Genomic DNA, 19,522 nt, shown 5'->3' with positions numbered 1-19,522 from the left:
TCCACGCTATCCAAACCCTTCAAACTTTACTCTGCCTAAAATTGCAAGCGCGCGATTATACCCCAAAATCACGCTTTTTACCTAAACCTTAAGTCTCTTTAATGCGCGTGGCACGGCGCTATGGCAAAATAGCCTCCCTGTTATCACTCTGCTTTCCCATGAGACGTCACCCAGTGCAAGACAAAAACTTCGATGCATTAGCCGGTAAATTTGCCAAAAATATCTATGGTACCCCAAAGGGCGAAGTGCGTGCCGCCGTGCTCTGGCGTGATCTGTCCCAGGCAATGGCACAGCTGCCCAAGGGGCCATTGCGTATTTTGGACGCCGGCGGTGGTTTTGGTTTCTTCAGCCAGAAACTGGCCAAACTCGGCCATAGCGTTACCCTGTGTGATATCTCCAGTGAGATGTTGGCTCTGGGCAAGTCGCAGATTGAAGCCTATGAAAAGAGCAGTGGCGAGACCTTGGATATCAGCCTGATTCACGCGCCGATTCAATCCCTGACCCAAGAGACACTTGGCCAGTTCGATCTCATCCTCTGCCATGCGGTTGCCGAATGGCTCAGTGATGCCAAGCAGACCCTAGGCGATCTCACAGGGCTATTAAAACCTGATGGCCTGTTTTCGCTAATGTTCTACAACAAGGAAGCGATGCGTTTTCACAGCCTAATCTCGGGCAACTTTGATTATGTGGCCGCCGACTTTAAGGTAAAGAAGAAGGTTGGACTCACACCCAGTTACCCTCTTTATATCCAGGATGTCAGAAAATGGGTAGAGGAATGGCAGATGGAGCTGGTGTCAGAGTCAGGGGTAAGAGTGATCCATGATTATCTCAAAACCCACCAGCCTCCCAACAGCGACTTTAGCCAGCTGCTGGAGATGGAGCTGCAATACTCGACGCATCCAGCCTATATAGGCCTGGGGCGCTACGTTCACTTCATCACGCGCAGGCTTTAGTCGAACAGCTCCACCTGGCTATCTTCTTGCGCGGTAACGATCTGCTTGAGATAACGCTGCTCCTCGGACATCATCTTGGTGATGCGATCCGGTGACAGACGCATCAACTTGACCTTGCCGCTGTTGGGGTGAAACAGCACCTTACGCGGCCAAGGCCCACCGAGATCTTCACTCACTATCTCTATCGCCTCTGTCTTGAGGTAGTTTTTTACGAAGCTGATATTAGATTCACCGACGTTAAGCACGCTGGTCTGCGTCATCTGCGCGCCGCCAAACACTTTGGCTTTCAGTCGATTACGCATTCCACCCAGACTCAATATATTGTTGATCAACTGCTCCATGGCCCAGTTACCATAACGGCAGCTATAACTGGTGAGCTGATGCCAATCTTCGTGCAGTTGACGCTCAGGCAGCAGAAAGTGGTTTAAACCGCCAATCCCCAACAAAGGATCCCAGATACAGGCGGCCACACAGGACCCCAAGCGAGTAAAAATTAATTCATCGTGGGCGGTGACGTAGAAGCTACCGGGATCGACACGGGCCACCACGGCGTCATGGCGCGAATCCCATTGGCGGGGGATCGCCTGAAACTCCGGGCGTACTGGGAAAAGGGTCGCTTCAGCCTGCATCTTGCCTCCATGCATCCTTGAGTGTCAGCTAAAAGCGCTCAGCGACAACTCGGCTTAAGGTAATCTTGCTTAACAGTATAGCCAAACACAGACTAAGCGACTGAGTTTCCGCTGAGCCCTAATTACAGGCTTGCTGCCAACAGTTTTGTACCTTAACGCCCTCAATACGGGAAAATTTGGCAGGAATCCCCTTGTCACCCACGACATGGCCAGCCCCCAACACCACAAACAAGGGTGACGGCGTGGTCTGATTCGTCATCAGCGACAGGATCTTGGTCGTCATCTGCTCGTTACGTTGCCAGAGCATCTTATCGATAAGCGCTTGATCGCCATCGTGTAACATCTGTCCTTGCATCAAGTCATCCAAAGCGGCTTCATCACCACTGCGCCAAGCCTTAATCAACTGCTGCATCTCATCGTCCGGCGCATCGATCGCCTCAAGCACCATCTCCCACTGAGTATTGGCATTAAAAGATGCCATCAGCTGAAATTGAAACTCTGTACTTTCCAGCTCTATAACCGGGCGCGATCCATTCTTACCCTGTAACACCTGATCGACGCCCCACTGCGCCTGATATCCCAGCGCCGAAAAGCGCATCACGCTCAGTTGCATCGCCTGCATCCAGGGCGAATAGGGCTGCAGCTGATTGCAAAGCTCGGCGCGGTTTTGACAAAAGCGCTGCATCCGCGCTTGCGTCTTGGCATCGGCCGTCACCTGAGTCAGCCCATATTGGCGGATAAGCCCCATGATATCAGCCTTGCTGGTATCTGCCTCGACCGCCAAGGCACCCGCCTCGGCAAACGCCGCCTCAATCTGAGGCGCCATGGGGTAAAAGTCAGCCAGCCCAACATGGACAGAGCCCAACAAATAGGCCTGTTTGTCTTGATAACTGATTTTATAAAAAGGAGGTTTATCTTCAGGAGCTGCCAGCGCATTGAGTGACAATATCCCTGTCAGCAGTAACATCCCTATGGTTAATAATCGCGGTCGACTTGTTGCCATCAGGCTTGCCCCTTATAATTCGGCTAAATTTTTCAATACGAGGCTGTTATGCCACATAGTCACCTAATAGAGCAACTGAAAGAAAATCTGCAAGTCGCCTATCGCCAGGCGATCGACGCCGATGCCAAACTGGATGAATTAAAGAAGGCCGGCCACGGTAAATTCACCACCATCTTTACCCAAGATGAAGGCTTTAAGGCACGTAGCAACCGCTTCGGCCCCTATGTACAGGAGCTGGCTGACGAGATGACCCAACTTCCGACCGACGCTGAAGCTCTGGCCCCAGCGCTGGAAAGCTTTTTGCGTAAACTCGGTGTACTGCTGCAGACCCTGCAAGCCTTTAAGAGTCAGGCCAAGTAAGCTCATTCTTTAGTGTCATATTGCTGTCATGGCATGGTCATAGAATCGCCGTAAGTTTAATATGAGGCGGCCCCACATGACAGCAATCGACCTGAGCAGTGAACTGGATAAGATCATCGAGAATGAGAAGATCCATGTACTGTTTCAGCCCATCTTCAATATCAACAGTCAACGTGTGCACGGCTTCGAGGCCCTGAGCCGAGGCCCTGAACATAGCGCCCTCTTCTCCCCTGTGCCCCTGTTTCAAACTGCGGCCCACGAGGGGCGCCTGTCTGAGCTTGAAGAGATCTGCCGTCGTCACTCAATCAGGCAATTCGATGCCCGCGAGCTACCGGGCAAGCTGTTTATCAACATCTCCCCCAAGGCACTGCTGGAACCCAGTCACGCCAAAGGCCTAACCCTTAGCCTGGTGCAGGAGCTGGGACTATCGCCGGATCAGATAGTGATTGAGCTGTCGGAGCAGTATCCCGCCGATGATATCGACCTTTTAAAAGATTGCCTCAACCACTACCGTAGTCAGGGATTTCTTACCGCCATCGACGATCTCGGTACTGGCTACTCAGGGCTGAGACTCTGGTCTGAACTGGCACCAGATTATGTGAAAATCGATAGACACTTTATCCATCAAATCGATCAATCACCGGTCAAACAAGAGTTTGTTCGCTCCATCATAGATCTCTGTCAAAGCCTGAGTTGTAAGGTGATCGCCGAAGGCATAGAGACACCTGCCGAGCTGGCACTGCTTACCCAGCTGGGCATAGTCTATTGTCAGGGATATCTGCTGGGGCGCCCACAAACCCAGCCAATTCAAGACTTGGCGGAAATCGCCCCTTTGGAGATCAAGCAGCGCCAAACGCGCTACGCCGAATCGGCTGAGAGCCTGGCAACCCGCACCATATCAGTCACGCCCGAGACTAAACTCAAGGCGCTGAGTAACCGCTTCACCCGCTCACCACATCTGCAGGTAGTGGCCATTATCGATGCGCAGCAGCAACCCCTTGGGGTCATCGACCGGGCGCAACTGATGGAGCTGTTCAGCACGCCCTATGGCAGGGCGTTGCACGAGAATTGTCCTGTAGTGAAAGTGATGAACGATAAAGTGCTCCGTGTAGCAGCCTGCACGCCGATCTCTGAAGTGAGTCAACGCCTGACCGCCGAGCACGGCACTGTGGCCCCGCATTTTATCGTGATGCGCGATCAACGCCTGTTAGGCATAGGACACACCAAAGATCTCCTACAACAGATCACGGAACAACGCATCAAGATGGCCAGACATGCCAACCCCTTGAGCGGCTTGCCGGGCAATATTCCCATCCAGGAGGAGTTACAACGCCTTCGTCTGCAGGATCGCGCCTTTTATCTCGCCTATTTCGACCTGTGTCACTTTAAACCCTATAACGATATCTATGGTTTCTGCCGTGGAGATGAGGTAATTCAATCTTTGGCCCTGTGCCTGCAACAAGTGCTGGGCGATGACCATTTTGTCGGACATGTTGGCGGCGATGATTTTGTGGTGATCAGCACAAGCGATGGCTTTGTCGAGCAATGCCGCAACCTGCTAAACCGCTTCAACGCTAATAAGCAGCAGTTTTATCATCAGGCCGACTGGCAACGTCAGCAGATGATGGCCGAAGACAGACAGGGTCAATTAAAGGCTCATCCCTTAATCAGCCTTTGTGTCGGACTACTGCCGCCGGAAGTCACGCGTTTTTGCGACGAGCAGGGGCTGTCAGCCTACAGTGCAGCGGCAAAAAAACAGGCCAAAGCCACTATCACTGGCTTTAGCCTGTTTACACCTGCGCCCAACGACGCTGCGATCGCCATGTATCGACCGCTTAAGTTTGCTTAACCCATGGGTCAGTGCACTAAAGTTTGGGCTCCACCGACTTTTTCAGCCAGTTGCTCAGCATCTTAGACTCATATCTGAGGGGTCTATCGTTCATGGTGCCAACTGTGTGCATAAAACTCATGTCTCTGAGTTTCTCATCACCAGCGATAATGACTTGATCGCCCTCTAATACCTGATAACTAAAGGTCATTCGCGGCGGATAGATATCTTCAATAAGGCGAATGTCATTTGGTGTGGCGCCAAAAGTCGGCCTCACATCACCAGCCAAGTCGAGATCAGTCACCACCATTTCCAGTCTTTGGGTGGGCTTAAGTGTTTTTTCTGCCGACTTGTTGAGATTTTTGGTCAAGGTCTCAAACACGCGCAGCTCGTAGCGGGACTGAATATCTCCCACGGCTTTCACATCGCGATAGCTATCCACATCTTGCCAGGTGATCTTAACCACACCCGTCTCGGTAACTGGGTTCTCTTTGACTTCTTCGGCAGCAAGGTTCAGCGACACCAATGCCCCCACCAAGAGTAGAGATTGAAACTTCATAATTACGCCTCCTTAATCGCCCAAGCAAAGGGTCACAGGTTAGGGTTTCCTATTGCCATCAGTGTACAAAAGCTAACCTGAATATAGGCTTAATACAAAATGCTCGCGAGTCTTTTCATCGTCTCGTTACCTTTTGGACAAGTGGGAGGGTCCCTTTTCTCCCGAGCAAACAGGTTTTAACCCAATTTGTATCAATTTGCTGCGAGCCTGGGGTAAACTCATCAAGTGAATGCTTTACACAAGGTTAATCATGCAAAATCGTACTCCCATTCTCTTTGTCTTCATACTCTTCGCTCTGCTGGCAGGCGTCATCTACTGGATCACTGCAGAAGAAACCCAGCAACAACCCGAAACCTGGTCAGCCTTTGTCTATGCCCATGGCTATAACTCGGGTCGCTACAAAAAAACGGATGACTTTGACGACTATGAAAGTTGTAAGACCTTTGCCATAGAGCAATCTAAAACGCTGGGAGATGTCTTATGGGAATGTGGACTCAGATGTCGCTTCGACAACAGCCGTCAGGGCTTCCAGTGCGATGCCATGCAAAATCACTAACGCCCTCTAAATGGTTGACTGCATTTAGCTAATTGAATAAAAGCTAATCTGTTGCTTTTTTGTTCAGCTAAGGTTCAAGAAATCGCCGTTAAAATAGATGCCACGCAAACGGCAGCGCCCACCACCAGTGCAACACGGCACAAGCAGGTGCTGATACCGGCAACCACTTAATTTAAGACACCGACTGGAACTAAGAGCATGAGCAAGCTAATCCGTCCAACATTCTCAGGCAGAATTGCCCTATTGGCCACCTTCATCCTGGGATTCGCCTTCATTTCAGGCGCCAACGCCAATGAGTTAACCGACAGCGAACGCGCCGCGGTTGAGCAGCATTACCAGATCCTGGATCAGCATCAGGAAGAGAATGAAAATCAGGTATTAGATACCTTCCAGTCTGATCTCGACGCCCAGTTAGAACAGGCCGAAGAAAAGTTCATGGAAGGCGCCTGTGCCGAGCATGAATTGCAGTTCGACAGCAATACCCAGGTTTGCTTTTAAGCCCAGGCTGCTAGGCTGTCACTAAAAAGGAAACAACTGAAACAGCTGAGGGTAAGTCGCCTTCAGCTGTTTTTTCTTATGTGAGAATTTCTTACCCTGAGGCGTTGCCTGACCCGAGGGCACAAAGGGTAGCTCCTGTCCTGTGCGATCCTCATAGATCTGACCAGCGATCAGGTCATACTCGTCCACAAAAGGATAGGCATAGCCATCTTTCTCCGGCCAAGCTGGTAGCTGAGCCAACTGATCAGGGTCGACCAACACTTTCTCAAACCACTCCTGACCCAGAGAGATCAGGAAACAGCGAAATTCGGCAAAGCCATACTCGCTGTCACAACCTGTCACGATATACGCCGCCCCCCAGAGCGACCACAAATAGGCTCGACGCATCTGTTGGGAAAAGATCTTGTCAAAAGCCGCAAGCTTTTCGTCACTCAGCAGCATAAGCTTCCCTTTCAGGTCTGCGGCCAGGCTCTCTTGATCTTGCTGCGGCTGACTGCGGGTGACTAACTGCCAAAATTCAATTTCTTTCATGCTCTTCTCATCATAAGGCGTGGCGCTCAGTGGATAACCGCTCACTGCCGTTACCCTATCAACTTGGGCGACATATTACCTTAAGCAAGGCGCCTAGGCAGCATTAGCGGTTAAATTGGGTAAAGCATTGGACTAAGCTGCGCCATTTTTCTACACTGCGGTGCAAATGATTAACCGCACACTAATTAAGATGAATCGACCGACATCCAGCATATTGCTACTGATCGCCCTCTATATTGTCATCGCCATTCTCGCCGGTTGGCGCGCACTGGAAAGCCAGACCTTTGATCTCTTTACGCTAGGAGTAATTCCCGTGTTGATAGGTCTGATAGCCAGAACCGCTTGGGCCAGCCTGGTATTGAAAATCTATATCGGCATTCAGACGCTTGGGGTTACGGCACTGGGCGCCACGGCCATCATCGCCTATCAGATCACGCCAGAAGACGTTAAGGTCGTCGTTCGCGGCCAGGAACTTCCCATCTGGGCTATCGCCATGGTCGTGCTCATCCTGCTGAGTTTTCAGTGGTATATGGCCTTCTCTAAGGGGTTAAAGCACTACCTAGCCGCTCCTGTAGATATCGGTGAAAAGGCATAAATTTCAGTCCAACCTCTAAATCCCACCTAGTGGGCCTTACTCAATGGCCCACTTTATTTAGGTAGTTAAATCATCTAAGTCGTCTGACTGACAAAGCCGCTACGCCCAGATTGCCTTCTTACCCTAGATGGCAATTAATTTTTTACTGATTTTGACTAAAGCCTCGTATAAGTGCATAAAACCGCTTTCATTATAGGGATGCTTGTGGCATGTTAAGTCCAGCAATTGCAAGTATCTAATGTAATTGGTATTACTAAATCTACGGAAAGAAGAGACTATCCAAATGAATAAAACTGAACTTGTTGCAAAAATAGCGGAAAGCGCTGAACTCACTAAAGCTGAAGCTGCTCGCGCCTTAAAATCTTTCGAAGAAACGGTAGCGGAAGCGATGAAGAACGGCGAAAAAATCTCTATTGTAGGTTTTGGTTCGTTCGAGACCACTAGCCGCGCAGCACGTACAGGCCGCAACCCACAAACGGGCAAAGAAATTCAGATCCCAGCGGCCGTAGTACCTAAGTTTAAAGCCGGTAAGACGTTAAAAGACAGCGTAAACTAAATCGCTACTTTTTTACTCGCAAAGAAAAAGCCTCCACTTGGAGGTTTTTTTATGCACTTTTCTAGTGCATTTTATGCATCATTTTTCACCACTTTATTGCTTAAATATGATGCAAACAAAATAACCTTATGAAAAATAACAAATAAATACTTGGCACACTCTTCGCTTTAACTTGTACGCGGCCTGACAATACTCATAACAACAGGCAGAGCCGCTCCCATAGACCAATAAAAGGAATGAGTATGAAACAAGCATTGCGAACCCTTAGCATCCTTGCGGGAACCTTAATGGTTGCCTTACCAGCCAGCGCTAGCGTAACAGGCAACATAGGCGCCACCTCTAACTACTTATGGCGAGGTGCCACACAAACCGGTGACGCCGCCGCGATACAAGGCGGTATCGACTATGAGCATGACAGCGGCCTTTACCTGGGCACCTGGGCCTCTAATGTCGATTTTGGCGACGACACCACCTATGAGATCGATTTCTACGGTGGCTATGCCGGCAGCGTTGGCGAGGACTTTGGTTATGATATCGGCTACCTCTACTACGCCTATCCCGACAGCGATTCGAGCATAGACTTTGGCGAAATTTCCGTGGGCATAAGCTGGAAATGGTTGAGTCTTTCCTATTCCCATGTCGTCAATGCCGATAGCGATGTCGCCTCAGATCCCTATGACGAAAAAGATCTCCAATATATCAATGCTGGGATCAGCTTCCCGATATCAGAGAGCCTGTCGCTAAATGTTCACTATGGTTACTCAAGCGGTGATGTCGTCAATGCTTGGTTCGACACAGACAACTACGCGGACTATTCAGTGTCACTGGATAAAGAAAGCGAATTTGGCACTTTCTCATTCATGGTCAGCGATACCGACCTTGATGATGACGACCCAAAAGTACTGGTGAGCTACAGCTATAGTTTCGATTTGTGATCCAAATTTAGATGAGTTGCCACTAATTTAGCTGGCAACTCACCATCCCCAAAAAAATAAATCTATTAAAAACAGATTATTAACCTAGCCCTCTCGGTTAAACTGCACAGTTTTTATCGTAAACACCGACAAATGCAATTGTGTTAACTCGATCAAACAAAAAACCAAAATCCCCTGCTACTTTTCTCATTAGCGCTCGCTAATGTGCTCTGAACTCAGATGACACCTTGGGAGACCAAAAGGCTAACACTTTGACTCAGTTGACTTTATGTTAAATCGAATCAGTGCTAAGTAGCACCAAATGAATGCTCAAGCACTTTATTTGACGAGGATTTCACTATGGCTCAGTTACTCGATGTTATTCCGAACGATGCTGAAATCGAAGCGATCACAGCACCTAAGAACCCTAAAGCCGCCTGCGAATTACAACACAGACGCGAAGTTAAACGCCGCTTGGAGGAGCTACTCGAAGAGGCGGCGCTAAAACGAGCCATGGGAGGCGACTTCTACTGAACTCCCCCGCAACTGCTCATCAAAGGCTGCATGGGGCCAGGCTCCATGCAGCGGAATCTATTTGCTGCGCGGTAGTGCCCTGAGCGACATGCCATTTGATGCCCTCTGGTTGATCGGTTTCACCCTGCTCGGCATCCTAGTCGCCTCACTGCGCTTCACCAAGCGCCTCGACTAGCATTTTCACTAGCGACAGAGTTCGCAACACAAAAAAAGCGCCCAAGGGCGCTTTTTTTGTGTTGCGAACTCTTAGCGCTTAACTCTTAGCCTCGGCCTCCTGCTGGCGCTTCTTGATGAAGTACTCACGGGTTAACCCGAAGACTACAGGGCTAAGCAGTGCCAAGGCGATCAAGTTAGGGATTGCCATCATGGCATTCAGGGTATCGGCAAGCAGCCATATGAAGTCGAGTGAACTGACAGCCCCTAACGGGACAACTAAGACCCAGATGGCTCTAAACGGCTTCACCGCACGCACACCAAACAGATACTGCACACACTTCTCGCTATAGACGCTCCAGCCCAAGATAGTGGTAAAGGCAAAAATAGAGAGGGCGATAGCCACAATATAATTACCCATAGGTAAAGCATGCGAGAAAGCATAGGAAGTCAGCGCGGCGCCATTCTCACCAGAAGTCCAGGCACCGGAGACAACAATCGCCAAGCCCGTAATGGTACACACCACCAGGGTATCGATGAAGGTCCCTAGCATGGCCACTAAGCCCTGAGCGACCGGGTTATTGGTCTGCGCCGCCGCATGGGCAATGGGCGCACTACCCAGACCCGCCTCGTTAGAGAATACGCCGCGAGCCACACCAAAACGCACCGCCGCCCAAACAGCAGCACCGGCAAAGCCGCCCTGAGCCGCCACCGGATTAAAGGCGCTATGAACGATAAGCGCTATCGCATCGGGAATTCCTGCGGCATTAACCACTATCACAGACAGACCAGCGGCAATATAGAATACCGTCATTAGCGGTACCAGCTTACCTGCCACATCGGCAATTCGCTTGATCCCCCCCATCAGCACGGCGCCCACCAGCACCATAAGTACCACACCTGTGACCCAGGTTGGCACATCAAAATTACTTCTTAGGGCATCGGCGACCGAGTTGGCCTGTACCGTATTGCCGATACCGAAACCCGCGAATGAACCAAACAGAGCAAAGGCGGTTCCCAACCAGGCCCACTTACTACCCAGACCATTCTTGATGTAATACATGGGGCCGCCGATATGGTTACCGTTATCGTCAACTTCACGGTATTTCACCGCCAGCACGGCCTCAGCAAATTTGGTCGCCATCCCCACCAAAGCGGTACACCACATCCAGAACAGAGCTCCTGGGCCGCCGATAAAGATGGCAGTCGCCACCCCGGCAATATTACCCGTACCTATGGTGGCCGATAGCGAGGTCATCAAGGCATTGAAAGGGCTGATCTCCCCTTTCATCTGTTTATCTTTATCGGGAATGCGTCCCGACCAGAGCAGCTTAAAGCCTGTCCCCAGTTTAAGAATCGGCATTAACCGCAAGCCAAAAGAGAGAAAGAGACCCACACCTAAGATCATCACGAGCATGGGAGTACCCCATACAAATCCGTTGATCATACTGACAAATTCAGTAATACCTTCCATTCAAACCTCGTCATTTTTATCGTTATTTTGGTGATCTTCGCCACGCTTTGTTGATTACATTCCAGAGTACAACGAAAAGCGTTCAAAATGAAAGCAGCGATTGTTAACGAATTGAAACAGATAGATAGGTAAGACTGAGATAGCAATGTGCCTGGCTAGGCCAGGCACATTGGGGAGAGCTCTATAGATCCTCTAAATTATCCATTAGCTTATAGAAGAATCCGATTGTGCGGCCGAACTCCTTGACCTTGATGCGCTCATTCACACCATGGAAACCGGCAAACTCTTTCAACGAATCCAGTTGTAAGCCAGTAATGGTATAGACATCGGGCGCAAACTTACGCGCTTGAAAATGCTTAGAGTCGGATCCCCCTATCACGAAGAAAGGTGACACAATAAGATCATTTCCATAGATCTGACGTATGGTCTTTTCAAGCTGCTGATAACTCTTACTGGTCGGGTCGGCCACACTGGTTGCAGGAGTTGAAGCCGAAATATCTCTGACCGTAATGCGTTCATCACCTATGGCTTTTTTCACGTGGGCAATAATCACCTCAGGGGTATCACCCGGCATGGGTCTGAAATTTACCACTGCCGTAGCGGAAGGCGGTAAGACATTATCTTTAATGCCAGCATTAAACATGGTCACCGCAATGGTGGTATGCATCATTGCTCGAGTGACCTGCTGGCTCGTCATCTCATCAATGAACTTCTGCTCCAATGGGGTGATCTCGTCATCCTTACCAAAAGCCACTGCCGCATACATTGGCTTCTTCTCTTCACTCAACTCTGGGCCCATGTAGCGATACTGATGTCGTACAGCCTCATGAATACGATAAGGGAACTGAGCGGCCTCCAGCTTGGTGATTGCTTTAGCCAAAATACCGATATTGGACTCTTCAGGCGGCTGAGATGAGTGCCCCCCAATACCATTCATCGCCAGCTCAAGACTGATAAAACCTTTTTGGGCAATCCCAATCAACGCCGTATTGTCTGGAATGCCAGGAAAAATACCCGGCGTTAAAGGCGCCGACTCATCAATGATGAAGGCAAACTTTTTAATACCGCGCTGCTCTAACACATCGGCAATATGCTTGGCACCTTCAGGCCCGCCCACCTCTTCATCTTGACCAAAAACAAAATAAAGGGTGCGTGATGGCTGCCAACCCTCTTTAATTTTCATCTCGGCCGCTTCTAAAATGCCGTGGATCTGATTTTTATCATCTAACACGCCACGGCCCCAGATATAGCCATCTTTTACGGTACCGGCAAAGGGGTCAACCTCCCACTGATCTCGAGACTCGTTCGGAACGGGAACCACATCTTGGTGAGCGTAAAAAAGTGCTGGCGGCAAAGAGGGGTCTTTACCTTTCCAGGTATATAAGAGACTGAAAGGACGAGGTGAACCTAATACCTCGCGCTTGAGGGTCTTATGGACATTGGGATAGGAGGTTTCTAAGAACGTGTGATAATCACTAAAGGCTTTCTCATCGAAATCATTTCTGTCTTGATTCGAGATAGTTCGAAACTGTACCGCTTTCGATAATCGCTCGATCGCTGGCTCAAGCTCAACCTTCACCGATATCTGCTCCACCCCTTTCATCTGCATCGATGAAAAATCGGCTTTTTCAGCCGCCGCAACCGACATACTGGTACTTACTACAGCCACCTGAACAACAGTCGCCATATACTTCAAATATTTTGTCATAATCACTTTCCTTAATGAACAAACAACAAATTTATTCTATTTACCTTTTTATATAGGGAGGTCCCCCTACCAATTCAGCGCCACACCATAACTAGCTGCTTTATATAAAATCATCCAAGAGACAGAGTTACTTCAGCCCTCTCAAATCTAGGACCCATAGACTTAATAAGCAATCTTTTTAAATAATAAATTTTTCACACATTAAGCTAAAACATTAGAGTTAAAAAGATTTCAATAAAAATAGTCGCTAAAATTACAAATTTATTTTTTATCAATTAATTAAAGGCATATAACATTTTTAATCCGCTAGTCCCATCGAACTCCAAAAAATTGAAATCAGCGCGGGAGAGCAGCCTTACGTTGCAACTGGCGTCGCATCGCCTGAGTCGTGGGGTATTGCGGCAATATCAACCAACACACCAAATAAGCTAAGACAGGAAGGAAAAAGAATAGACTCATTAAGACAAAAGTGACACGCAGTCCGTTGACTCGCCAACCGAAATAGTCAGCCAACCCAGCGCACACGCCGGCGACAACGCCCTTCTCACCCCGGGTTAAAATCTTGATCTTTTCTAAGTCTTTCATAAAAATCCCTTTTTAATTCAGATTGCTATTGACAAACAATTAGTGTCGAACCTAGAGTCACTATAACCAAATTCTCTTGATTTTGTTACACCAAGAGTCTAAGTCTTGGTATATGAGCTCTTAAACTATTTCCACAGTCACTAGAATATTCAATACAGCCAAAGCTTTACATTCCAAGGCTAGCGCCTCGGCAACCCCACGCTAATCAACGCGGTCAGCCCCAGCAACACAGTTGAGATCCACAGGCAAGCCCCCAGTCCATAGGCCTGATACACCCAGCCCGACAGTATCGTCCCCAGCAGACGCCCCATAGCATTGGCCATGTAATAGAAGCCCACATCCAAGGAGACGCCATCGTCACTGGCATAGCTCACAATAAGGTAGCTATGCAGAGAAGAGTTGATGGCAAACAGGGCGCCAAACAACATCAACCCCACTAAGAGTATGCCTTGATTAGCGTCAGGGGATGCTGCCGCGAACTCACCACTCATCAAATAAGCGATCAGCGCTGGAATTAGGGTAAGAACACTGGCCCACCACATGGCACTGCGACCGTCCGGCACTACACCGCTGGCTCTTCCGGTGATCTTAGGGGCGAGGCTTTGCACCGCACCATAACCGATAATCCACAGGGCCAGGAAGCCGCCCACCTGATAGTGATCCCAGCCGAACTGACTGGCAAGATAGACGGGCAGCGCCACCACAAACCAGACATCACGGGCGGCAAACAGGCACATACGCGCCGCTGACAATATATTGATTGAACGGCTCTTTGAAAAAATCTCGGTAAATTTAGGCTTGTTCTTGGCCTTGCCCAGATCTTGTTTGAGCTTGATAACACTAACTAGCCAGACGACACTGAGCAGGGCTGCCATCAAACCTATCGCACCCTTAAAGCCCATCAGGGCGAGCAAGGCGCCACCGAGGAAGAAGCCCGCCCCTTTAAGGGCATTTTTAGAGCCGGTCAACACGGCGATATACTTGTACAGCCTGCCCTCTTCCCCCTTGGCCACCAGCATCTTCACACTGCTCTTGGCACTCATCTTATTGAGATCTTTGGCAATGCCCGACAACGCCTGGGCCGCCATCACCCAAGGCACGACAAGCCAACTATTTGGCACCAACAACATGGCCAACGCCACCACCTGCAGCCCTAGGCCGATATTCATAGTGCGATTGAGTCCAAGGCGAGCCCCCAAATAGCCGCCCACCAGGTTGGTAACCACACCGAAGATCTCATAGAAGAGAAACAGCATGGCAATCGACAAAGGCGAATAACCAAGCTGGTGAAAATGGAGCACTACCAGCATGCGCAGCGCGCCGTCGGTAAGAGTGAAGGCCCAATAGTTGCCCGTCACCAAGAGATACTGGCGCATCTCGCTTGGCAGGGCGCGCAGGCTGGCAAGCATAATGTTAGGCCTTATCCATACGGCCGACCATACGCGCCAATTCGGCGGTGCGGTTAGCATAGCCCCACTCGTTGTCGTACCAAACGTAAAGCTTAAGCTGAGTGCCGTTGAGCACCATGGTGGACAGGGCATCGACTATGCTGGAGCGGGGATCTGTCTTGTAATCCACCGAAACCAGCGGGCGCTCCTCGTAGCCGAGAATGTCCTGCAGCTCACCGGCTGCTGCCGCCTTAAACAGGGCGTTAACCTCCTGTTCGGTGACGGGGCGTTGCATCTCGAACACACAGTCTGTGATAGAAGCGTTGGCCAGAGGCACACGCACCGCATGACCGTTCAGCTTACCCTTTAGCTCAGGGAAGATGTGGGTGATGGCGGTGGCCGAGCCCGTGGTGGTCGGGATCAACGACTGACCGCAGGCGCGGGCGCGGCGCAGATCCTTATGGGGCGCATCTAGGATAGTCTGGGTATTGGTGATGTCATGAATAGTGGTCATGGAGCCATGCTTGATGCCTATCTTTTCATGCAGCACTTTCACCACTGGCGCCAGGCAGTTGGTGGTGCAAGAGGCCGCCGTGACTATGGGGTATTTATCCTTGTCATACAGATGATGGTTAACCCCCATGACGATGTTGAGCACGCCTTCCTCTTTCACCGGCGCGGTCACCACCACACGCTTTACCCCTTGGTCCAGATAGGCTTGCAGCAGCGCCTTAGATTTCATCACCCCTGAGGCCTCGATCACCAGATCGCAGCCAGACCAGTCGGTATCGCCGATGGCGTGGTTGGCACTGGTGTCGATACGCTTATCACCTATCACAATCTGCTCGCCTTCGGCGACTGCCTCATGGGCCCAGCGACCATGTATAGAATCGAAGGTCAACAGATGCGCCAGCGTGGCGGCATCACCCGCCGGGTCGTTGATCTGCACAAACTCGATATCGTCCCACTCCCAGGCGGCGCGCAGCGCCAGGCGTCCCATACGGCCAAAGCCGTTAATTCCCACTTTGATTGTCATTTTATCGTCCTATGCTTTAGATTCGCTGTTTCTGTTGCGGCTTAGACCTTGCCCAGACCGCGTAAATAATTGGATTTATCCCGATTAACAAAAGCCACCAGGGAAAGCATTACTGGCACCTCCACTAATACGCCTACCACAGTCGCCAGCGCCGCTCCTGAATGCAGACCAAACAGCGAGATAGCCACGGCAACCGCCAGCTCGAAGAAATTAGAGGTGGCTATCATACAGGCGGGCGCCGCCACATCCTGCTCTAGCTTCAATCGTTTGGCCGCCAGATAGGCGATAAAGAAGATGCCATAAGTCTGGATCAGCAAAGGAATGGCGATCAGCAAGATATTTTGCGGCTGTTCCAATATAGTATTGGCCTGCAGGCCAAACAGCAGCACAACTGTGGCCAGCAGGCCCAAGATAGACCAGGGCTTGAGGCGGGCGACAAAGGCCTCAACACTCAGAAGATGGCCCTTTCTATTTAATGCCCTGCGCGTCGCGATACCCGCCACCAGCGGCAACACCACATAGAGCACCACAGAAATCAACAGGGTCTGCCAGGGCACCTGAATATCACTCACCCCCAAAAGGAAGGCACAGATAGGGGCGAAGGCAAACACCATGATGATGTCGTTCACCGATACTTGCACCAGAGTGTAGTTAGGGTTGCCCTTAGTGAGCTGACTCCAGACAAACACCATGGCGGTGCAGGGCGCAACGCCCAGTAAGATCATACCGGCGATATACTCGCTGGCGGTTTGCGCATCCACCCAGGAGGCAAACAGCACACGGAAGAAGAGCCAGCCTAGCAGCGCCATGGTAAAGGGCTTAATCAGCCAGTTCACCACCAGAGTCAGCAACAAGCCCTTAGGACGCTTGCCCACATCTTTTACTGCCGAGAAATCGATCTGCACCATCATGGGGTAGATCATCACCCAGATAAGCACTGCTATTAGTAGATTGACACTGGCATACTCAAAGGAAGCGATCAGAGCAAACTGCTCCGGCAGCAGATAACCCAAGGCAACGCCAGCAACTATGGCCAGTCCCACCCAGACACTCAGAAAACGTTCAAATAATCCCATGGCTCTATCCTTTACAACAAACTTGTACCCGCTCGGGGCGCTGCCCCATCTCACCCAGACGCGCCTTGGCCTGATCCAGTAGCTCGGCATTGCCCGCCAGCGTCCTTTCGATCACCTCCGCCGCCCAGACAGGCAGTTCGGGATTGATCCGGTAGAACACCCATTGTCCCTGACGGCGATCACTCAGCAGCTCAGCCTTACGCAGCTGTGCTAAGTGGCGCGAAACCTTTGGCTGACTCTCGTCCAGCGCCGCCATTAACTCGCACACACACAGCTCACCCTCAGCCTTAATCAGCAGCAGGCTAAGCAGACGTGTTTCATCGGAAAGGGCTTTAAAGATTGCGACGGCCATTGGCTTGTTACTCTCAAAAATATGGGCGCTTGAACATATGGATAAGCATATATATGAATTTTCATATATACAAGTTCTCTTGTGTGCTGCAAACATAAAAAAAGCGAACCGGTTAAGGTTCGCTTTTCTTTCAATTATGCATCACTAAGTCAGGTAACCCTGAGTTAGGCAAAGCCCTGAGGATCAATTACCGGCAATCTTCATCTCATCGAGCAAAATGGCACCGGTACGGATAGAGGAACGCAGATCTCGCTCTTTGCCCACGGCCACCATGCTGCGGTACATCTCTTTAAGGTTTCCGGCAATGGTGACCTCTTCGACCGGATAGAGGATCTCGCCCTTCTCCACATAGAAACCCGCTGCGCCGCGTGAGTAATCACCGGTCACGCCATTCACGCCTTGCCCCATCACCTCTGTGACGATAAGGCCTGTATCCATCTGCTTCACCAGCTCATCGAAGGTCTGTCCGGTATGGGATAGCGTCCAGTTATAGATACCACCAGCATGGCCTGTGTTAGTCAGGCCTAACTTACGCGCCGAATAGCTGGTCAGCAAATAAGTGGAGAGGATTCCGCTGTCGATGATGTTGCGATCTATGGTGGCCACCCCTTCGCTATCATAACAGGCACTGGCCAGTGCGCCCTTGAGGTGTGGCTGCTCAGCAATCGAGAACCACTCGGGGAAGATCTGGGTATCTATGGCATCGAGTAGGAAGCTCGACTTGCGATACAGGCTGCTACCACTGATGGCCCCCACCAGATGTCCCATCAGGCCGGTCGCTACGTCAGGCGCAAACAGAATAGGTAACTTGGTGGTCGCTATCTTACGCGCCCCCAGGCGACTCAGGGTCTTCTGGGCAGCCTTCAGGCCCACCGCCTCTGGCGTCCAAAGGTCGCTGAAATTGCGAGCTACCGTATAGTCATAGTCACGCTGCATATGGCCATCTTGCTCGCCGATCACTACACAGCTCAGGCTGTAGCGCGAACTGACATAACCGTTTAAGAAACCATGGCTATTGCCATACACCTTGGCACCTGTATGGGCGTTGGCACTGGCACCATCAGAGTTTTTAATACGCGCATCGCTATCTAACGCAGCAGCTTCGGCGCTCGCCGCCAAGGCTTCTAACTCGGCCGGCGTAGTCTCGTGGGGATAGTAGAGCTCAAGATCTTCGATCTGCTTAGCCATCAGCTCGGCATCGGCCAGGCCGTTGAAGGGGTCTTCCGAAGTGAAGCGCGCGATATCATCCGCGGCCTTTACGGCACGGCGAATGGCCTCAGGGCTAAGATCTGAGGTGGAAGAGCTACCCTTGCACCCATCTCTAAACAAGGTGATCCCCAACGCACCATCTTTATTAAACTCAACGGTCTCAACCTCTTTCAAGCGTGTCGAGACTGAGAGCCCCTGCTGCTTGCTGATGGCCACTTCGGCCCCCGAGGTGCCTAATTTGGCAGCATATTCCAATGCCATAGACACAGCGTCTTTCAATGAATTCAATTCGGTTTCGATGCTAGGAGAAGGCACAAATCTACTCTTTTGTTGTCAATCGTGGCCGTAGCATAGCAAACCCGCTGGGCTTTCACATTAAATAACTGAGTCGTTTCGTAGGCGATATTGGCCGGAAATGTTATGATTAGGGTAGTTATGGCTTGGACCCAAGAGATTTTTTTAAATATGAATATTGTTGGTGACTCAGAACACTTTAAACAGCCCTTCGATCATGACGATGATTACGTCAGCAGAGCCGATATAAAGCGCGAGATCGCCGTTTACCAGGAACTAGGTAAGCAGCTAGTTGCCCTCAGCAAGAGCCAGCTCAAGAAACTAGAGCTGGATGAATTACTTCATGACAACATCTTGAAGGCTAAGACGATTCGCATCAACAGCGAGGCCCATCGCCGTCAACTGCATTATGTTGGTAAGCTGATGCGTAACGTCGATATCGAAGAAGTGCAGGCCAAGTTGAAAAACGTGCTCAACCAGAATCGCAACGAAAGCTCCAAGCTCAATGTTGCCGAGAAGCACAAAGATCAACTGCTAAGTGGCGGTGATGATGCCATTCAGGCCCTGCTTGAGCAGTATCCTAACCTTGAGCGCCAGAAGCTTCGCCAACTGGTGAGACAGGCCAACAAGGAGCTATCTAAGCAACCTGAACAAGCCTCTAAATCCGCAACAGAACTGGTCAAGTATCTGCGCGCCGAGACCGCCGAATAAGCCTGTGTCTCGCCGAAACA

Annotated in this window: 22 protein-coding genes; 10 read left to right on the top strand and 12 right to left on the bottom strand. The window is 50.5% G+C overall.

Features of this window, described 5'->3' with window-relative positions; genetic code table 11:
* Positions 1-173: 173 nt before the first annotated feature.
* A complete protein-coding gene (locus tag L2712_RS14435; RefSeq protein WP_248978223.1) occupies positions 174-953 on the top strand; it encodes a methyltransferase in 780 nt (259 codons plus the stop codon).
* Here the strand turns inward: L2712_RS14435 and L2712_RS14430 are convergent.
* Positions 950-1,582, bottom strand: a complete 633-nt coding sequence (locus L2712_RS14430; protein ID WP_088903704.1) for a chemotaxis protein CheD — start codon at positions 1,580-1,582, stop codon at positions 950-952. The two genes, L2712_RS14435 and L2712_RS14430, sit on opposite strands and share 4 nt — an antisense overlap.
* 118 nt (positions 1,583-1,700) lie before the next feature.
* Positions 1,701-2,585 carry a TraB/GumN family protein gene (locus tag L2712_RS14425; protein WP_248978179.1) on the bottom strand — a complete coding sequence of 295 codons (885 nt, stop codon included), beginning with the start codon at positions 2,583-2,585 and terminating at the stop codon, positions 1,701-1,703.
* Between the two features lie 48 nt (positions 2,586-2,633).
* Here L2712_RS14425 and L2712_RS14420 point away from each other — a divergent pair, with 48 nt between their 5' ends.
* Both L2712_RS14420 and L2712_RS14415 read left to right on the top strand, forming a co-directional pair.
* Positions 2,634-2,945 (top strand): prephenate dehydrogenase, encoded by a 312-nt coding sequence (locus L2712_RS14420; RefSeq protein WP_248978178.1) that lies wholly within the window; start codon positions 2,634-2,636, stop codon positions 2,943-2,945.
* A gap of 76 nt (positions 2,946-3,021) precedes the next feature.
* Positions 3,022-4,794: a bifunctional diguanylate cyclase/phosphodiesterase gene (locus L2712_RS14415; RefSeq protein WP_248978177.1), complete on the top strand. Its 1,773-nt coding sequence runs from the start codon at positions 3,022-3,024 to the stop codon at positions 4,792-4,794.
* A gap of 16 nt (positions 4,795-4,810) precedes the next feature.
* On the opposite strand, the gene L2712_RS14410 is transcribed toward L2712_RS14415, so the two are convergent.
* On the bottom strand, positions 4,811-5,332 hold the full coding sequence (locus L2712_RS14410; protein ID WP_248978176.1) for a DUF3016 domain-containing protein: 522 nt from the start codon (positions 5,330-5,332) through the stop codon (positions 4,811-4,813).
* A 250-nt stretch (positions 5,333-5,582) separates the two neighbouring features.
* Here L2712_RS14410 and L2712_RS14405 point away from each other — a divergent pair, with 250 nt between their 5' ends.
* A complete protein-coding gene (locus tag L2712_RS14405) occupies positions 5,583-5,888 on the top strand; it encodes a periplasmic protein (RefSeq protein ID WP_033539036.1) in 306 nt (101 codons plus the stop codon).
* 198 nt (positions 5,889-6,086) lie between these two features.
* A complete protein-coding gene (locus tag L2712_RS14400) occupies positions 6,087-6,386 on the top strand; it encodes a hypothetical protein (protein ID WP_088903699.1) in 300 nt (99 codons plus the stop codon).
* A gap of 21 nt (positions 6,387-6,407) precedes the next feature.
* On the opposite strand, the gene L2712_RS14395 is transcribed toward L2712_RS14400, so the two are convergent.
* Complete coding sequence (locus L2712_RS14395; RefSeq protein ID WP_248978222.1) at positions 6,408-6,917, bottom strand: DUF4240 domain-containing protein; 510 nt, start codon at positions 6,915-6,917, stop codon at positions 6,408-6,410.
* A 190-nt stretch (positions 6,918-7,107) separates the two neighbouring features.
* Between L2712_RS14395 and L2712_RS14390 the strand changes: the two genes are divergently transcribed.
* The 4 genes from L2712_RS14390 (at position 7,108) to L2712_RS14375 (ending at position 9,516) form a co-directional block, all read left to right on the top strand.
* Positions 7,108-7,512 (top strand): hypothetical protein, encoded by a 405-nt coding sequence (locus L2712_RS14390; RefSeq protein ID WP_248978221.1) that lies wholly within the window; start codon positions 7,108-7,110, stop codon positions 7,510-7,512.
* A 283-nt stretch (positions 7,513-7,795) separates the two neighbouring features.
* Positions 7,796-8,068, top strand: coding sequence for an HU family DNA-binding protein (locus L2712_RS14385; protein WP_011864236.1), 273 nt, complete (start codon positions 7,796-7,798; stop codon positions 8,066-8,068).
* A 242-nt stretch (positions 8,069-8,310) separates the two neighbouring features.
* On the top strand, positions 8,311-9,003 hold the full coding sequence (locus L2712_RS14380; RefSeq protein ID WP_033539038.1) for a TorF family putative porin: 693 nt from the start codon (positions 8,311-8,313) through the stop codon (positions 9,001-9,003).
* A 339-nt stretch (positions 9,004-9,342) separates the two neighbouring features.
* Positions 9,343-9,516: a hypothetical protein gene (locus L2712_RS14375; protein ID WP_011864234.1), complete on the top strand. Its 174-nt coding sequence runs from the start codon at positions 9,343-9,345 to the stop codon at positions 9,514-9,516.
* 253 nt (positions 9,517-9,769) lie between these two features.
* Here the strand turns inward: L2712_RS14375 and L2712_RS14365 are convergent, their stop codons facing one another.
* The 8 genes from L2712_RS14365 to pmbA form a co-directional block, all read right to left on the bottom strand.
* Positions 9,770-11,143 carry an alanine/glycine:cation symporter family protein gene (locus tag L2712_RS14365; RefSeq protein ID WP_248978175.1) on the bottom strand — a complete coding sequence of 458 codons (1,374 nt, stop codon included), beginning with the start codon at positions 11,141-11,143 and terminating at the stop codon, positions 9,770-9,772.
* Between the two features lie 181 nt (positions 11,144-11,324).
* Positions 11,325-12,851: a M20 family peptidase gene (locus L2712_RS14360; RefSeq protein WP_088903696.1), complete on the bottom strand. Its 1,527-nt coding sequence runs from the start codon at positions 12,849-12,851 to the stop codon at positions 11,325-11,327.
* Positions 12,852-13,187: 336 nt separating this feature from the next.
* A complete protein-coding gene (locus L2712_RS14355; protein ID WP_088903695.1) occupies positions 13,188-13,436 on the bottom strand; it encodes a PspC domain-containing protein in 249 nt (82 codons plus the stop codon).
* A 179-nt stretch (positions 13,437-13,615) separates the two neighbouring features.
* Positions 13,616-14,845: an organoarsenical effux MFS transporter ArsJ gene (gene arsJ / locus L2712_RS14350; RefSeq protein WP_248978174.1), complete on the bottom strand. Its 1,230-nt coding sequence runs from the start codon at positions 14,843-14,845 to the stop codon at positions 13,616-13,618.
* Positions 14,846-14,849: 4 nt separating this feature from the next.
* Entirely contained in the window at positions 14,850-15,860 is a 1,011-nt protein-coding gene (locus L2712_RS14345; RefSeq protein ID WP_248978173.1) for an ArsJ-associated glyceraldehyde-3-phosphate dehydrogenase, read from the bottom strand.
* A gap of 41 nt (positions 15,861-15,901) precedes the next feature.
* Positions 15,902-16,936, bottom strand: coding sequence for an ACR3 family arsenite efflux transporter (arsB, locus tag L2712_RS14340; RefSeq protein WP_248978172.1), 1,035 nt, complete (start codon positions 16,934-16,936; stop codon positions 15,902-15,904).
* A gap of 4 nt (positions 16,937-16,940) precedes the next feature.
* Positions 16,941-17,288 (bottom strand): metalloregulator ArsR/SmtB family transcription factor, encoded by a 348-nt coding sequence (locus L2712_RS14335; RefSeq protein WP_248978171.1) that lies wholly within the window; start codon positions 17,286-17,288, stop codon positions 16,941-16,943.
* A 183-nt stretch (positions 17,289-17,471) separates the two neighbouring features.
* On the bottom strand, positions 17,472-18,812 hold the full coding sequence (gene pmbA / locus L2712_RS14330) for a metalloprotease PmbA (protein ID WP_346347566.1): 1,341 nt from the start codon (positions 18,810-18,812) through the stop codon (positions 17,472-17,474).
* Between the two features lie 150 nt (positions 18,813-18,962).
* Between pmbA and yjgA the strand changes: the two genes are divergently transcribed.
* The gene (gene yjgA, locus L2712_RS14325; RefSeq protein ID WP_033539126.1) at positions 18,963-19,502 is read left to right on the top strand and encodes a ribosome biogenesis factor YjgA; all 540 of its coding nucleotides are present in this window, start codon (positions 18,963-18,965) and stop codon (positions 19,500-19,502) included.
* The last annotated feature ends 20 nt before the right edge of the window (positions 19,503-19,522 follow it).

Origin of the sequence: Shewanella marisflavi (assembly GCF_023283925.1) — a bacterium.
GTDB lineage: Bacteria > Pseudomonadota > Gammaproteobacteria > Enterobacterales > Shewanellaceae > Shewanella > Shewanella marisflavi.
Note: the sequence above shows the minus strand (reverse complement) of the source record. Positions and strands in the feature narration are given on the sequence as shown.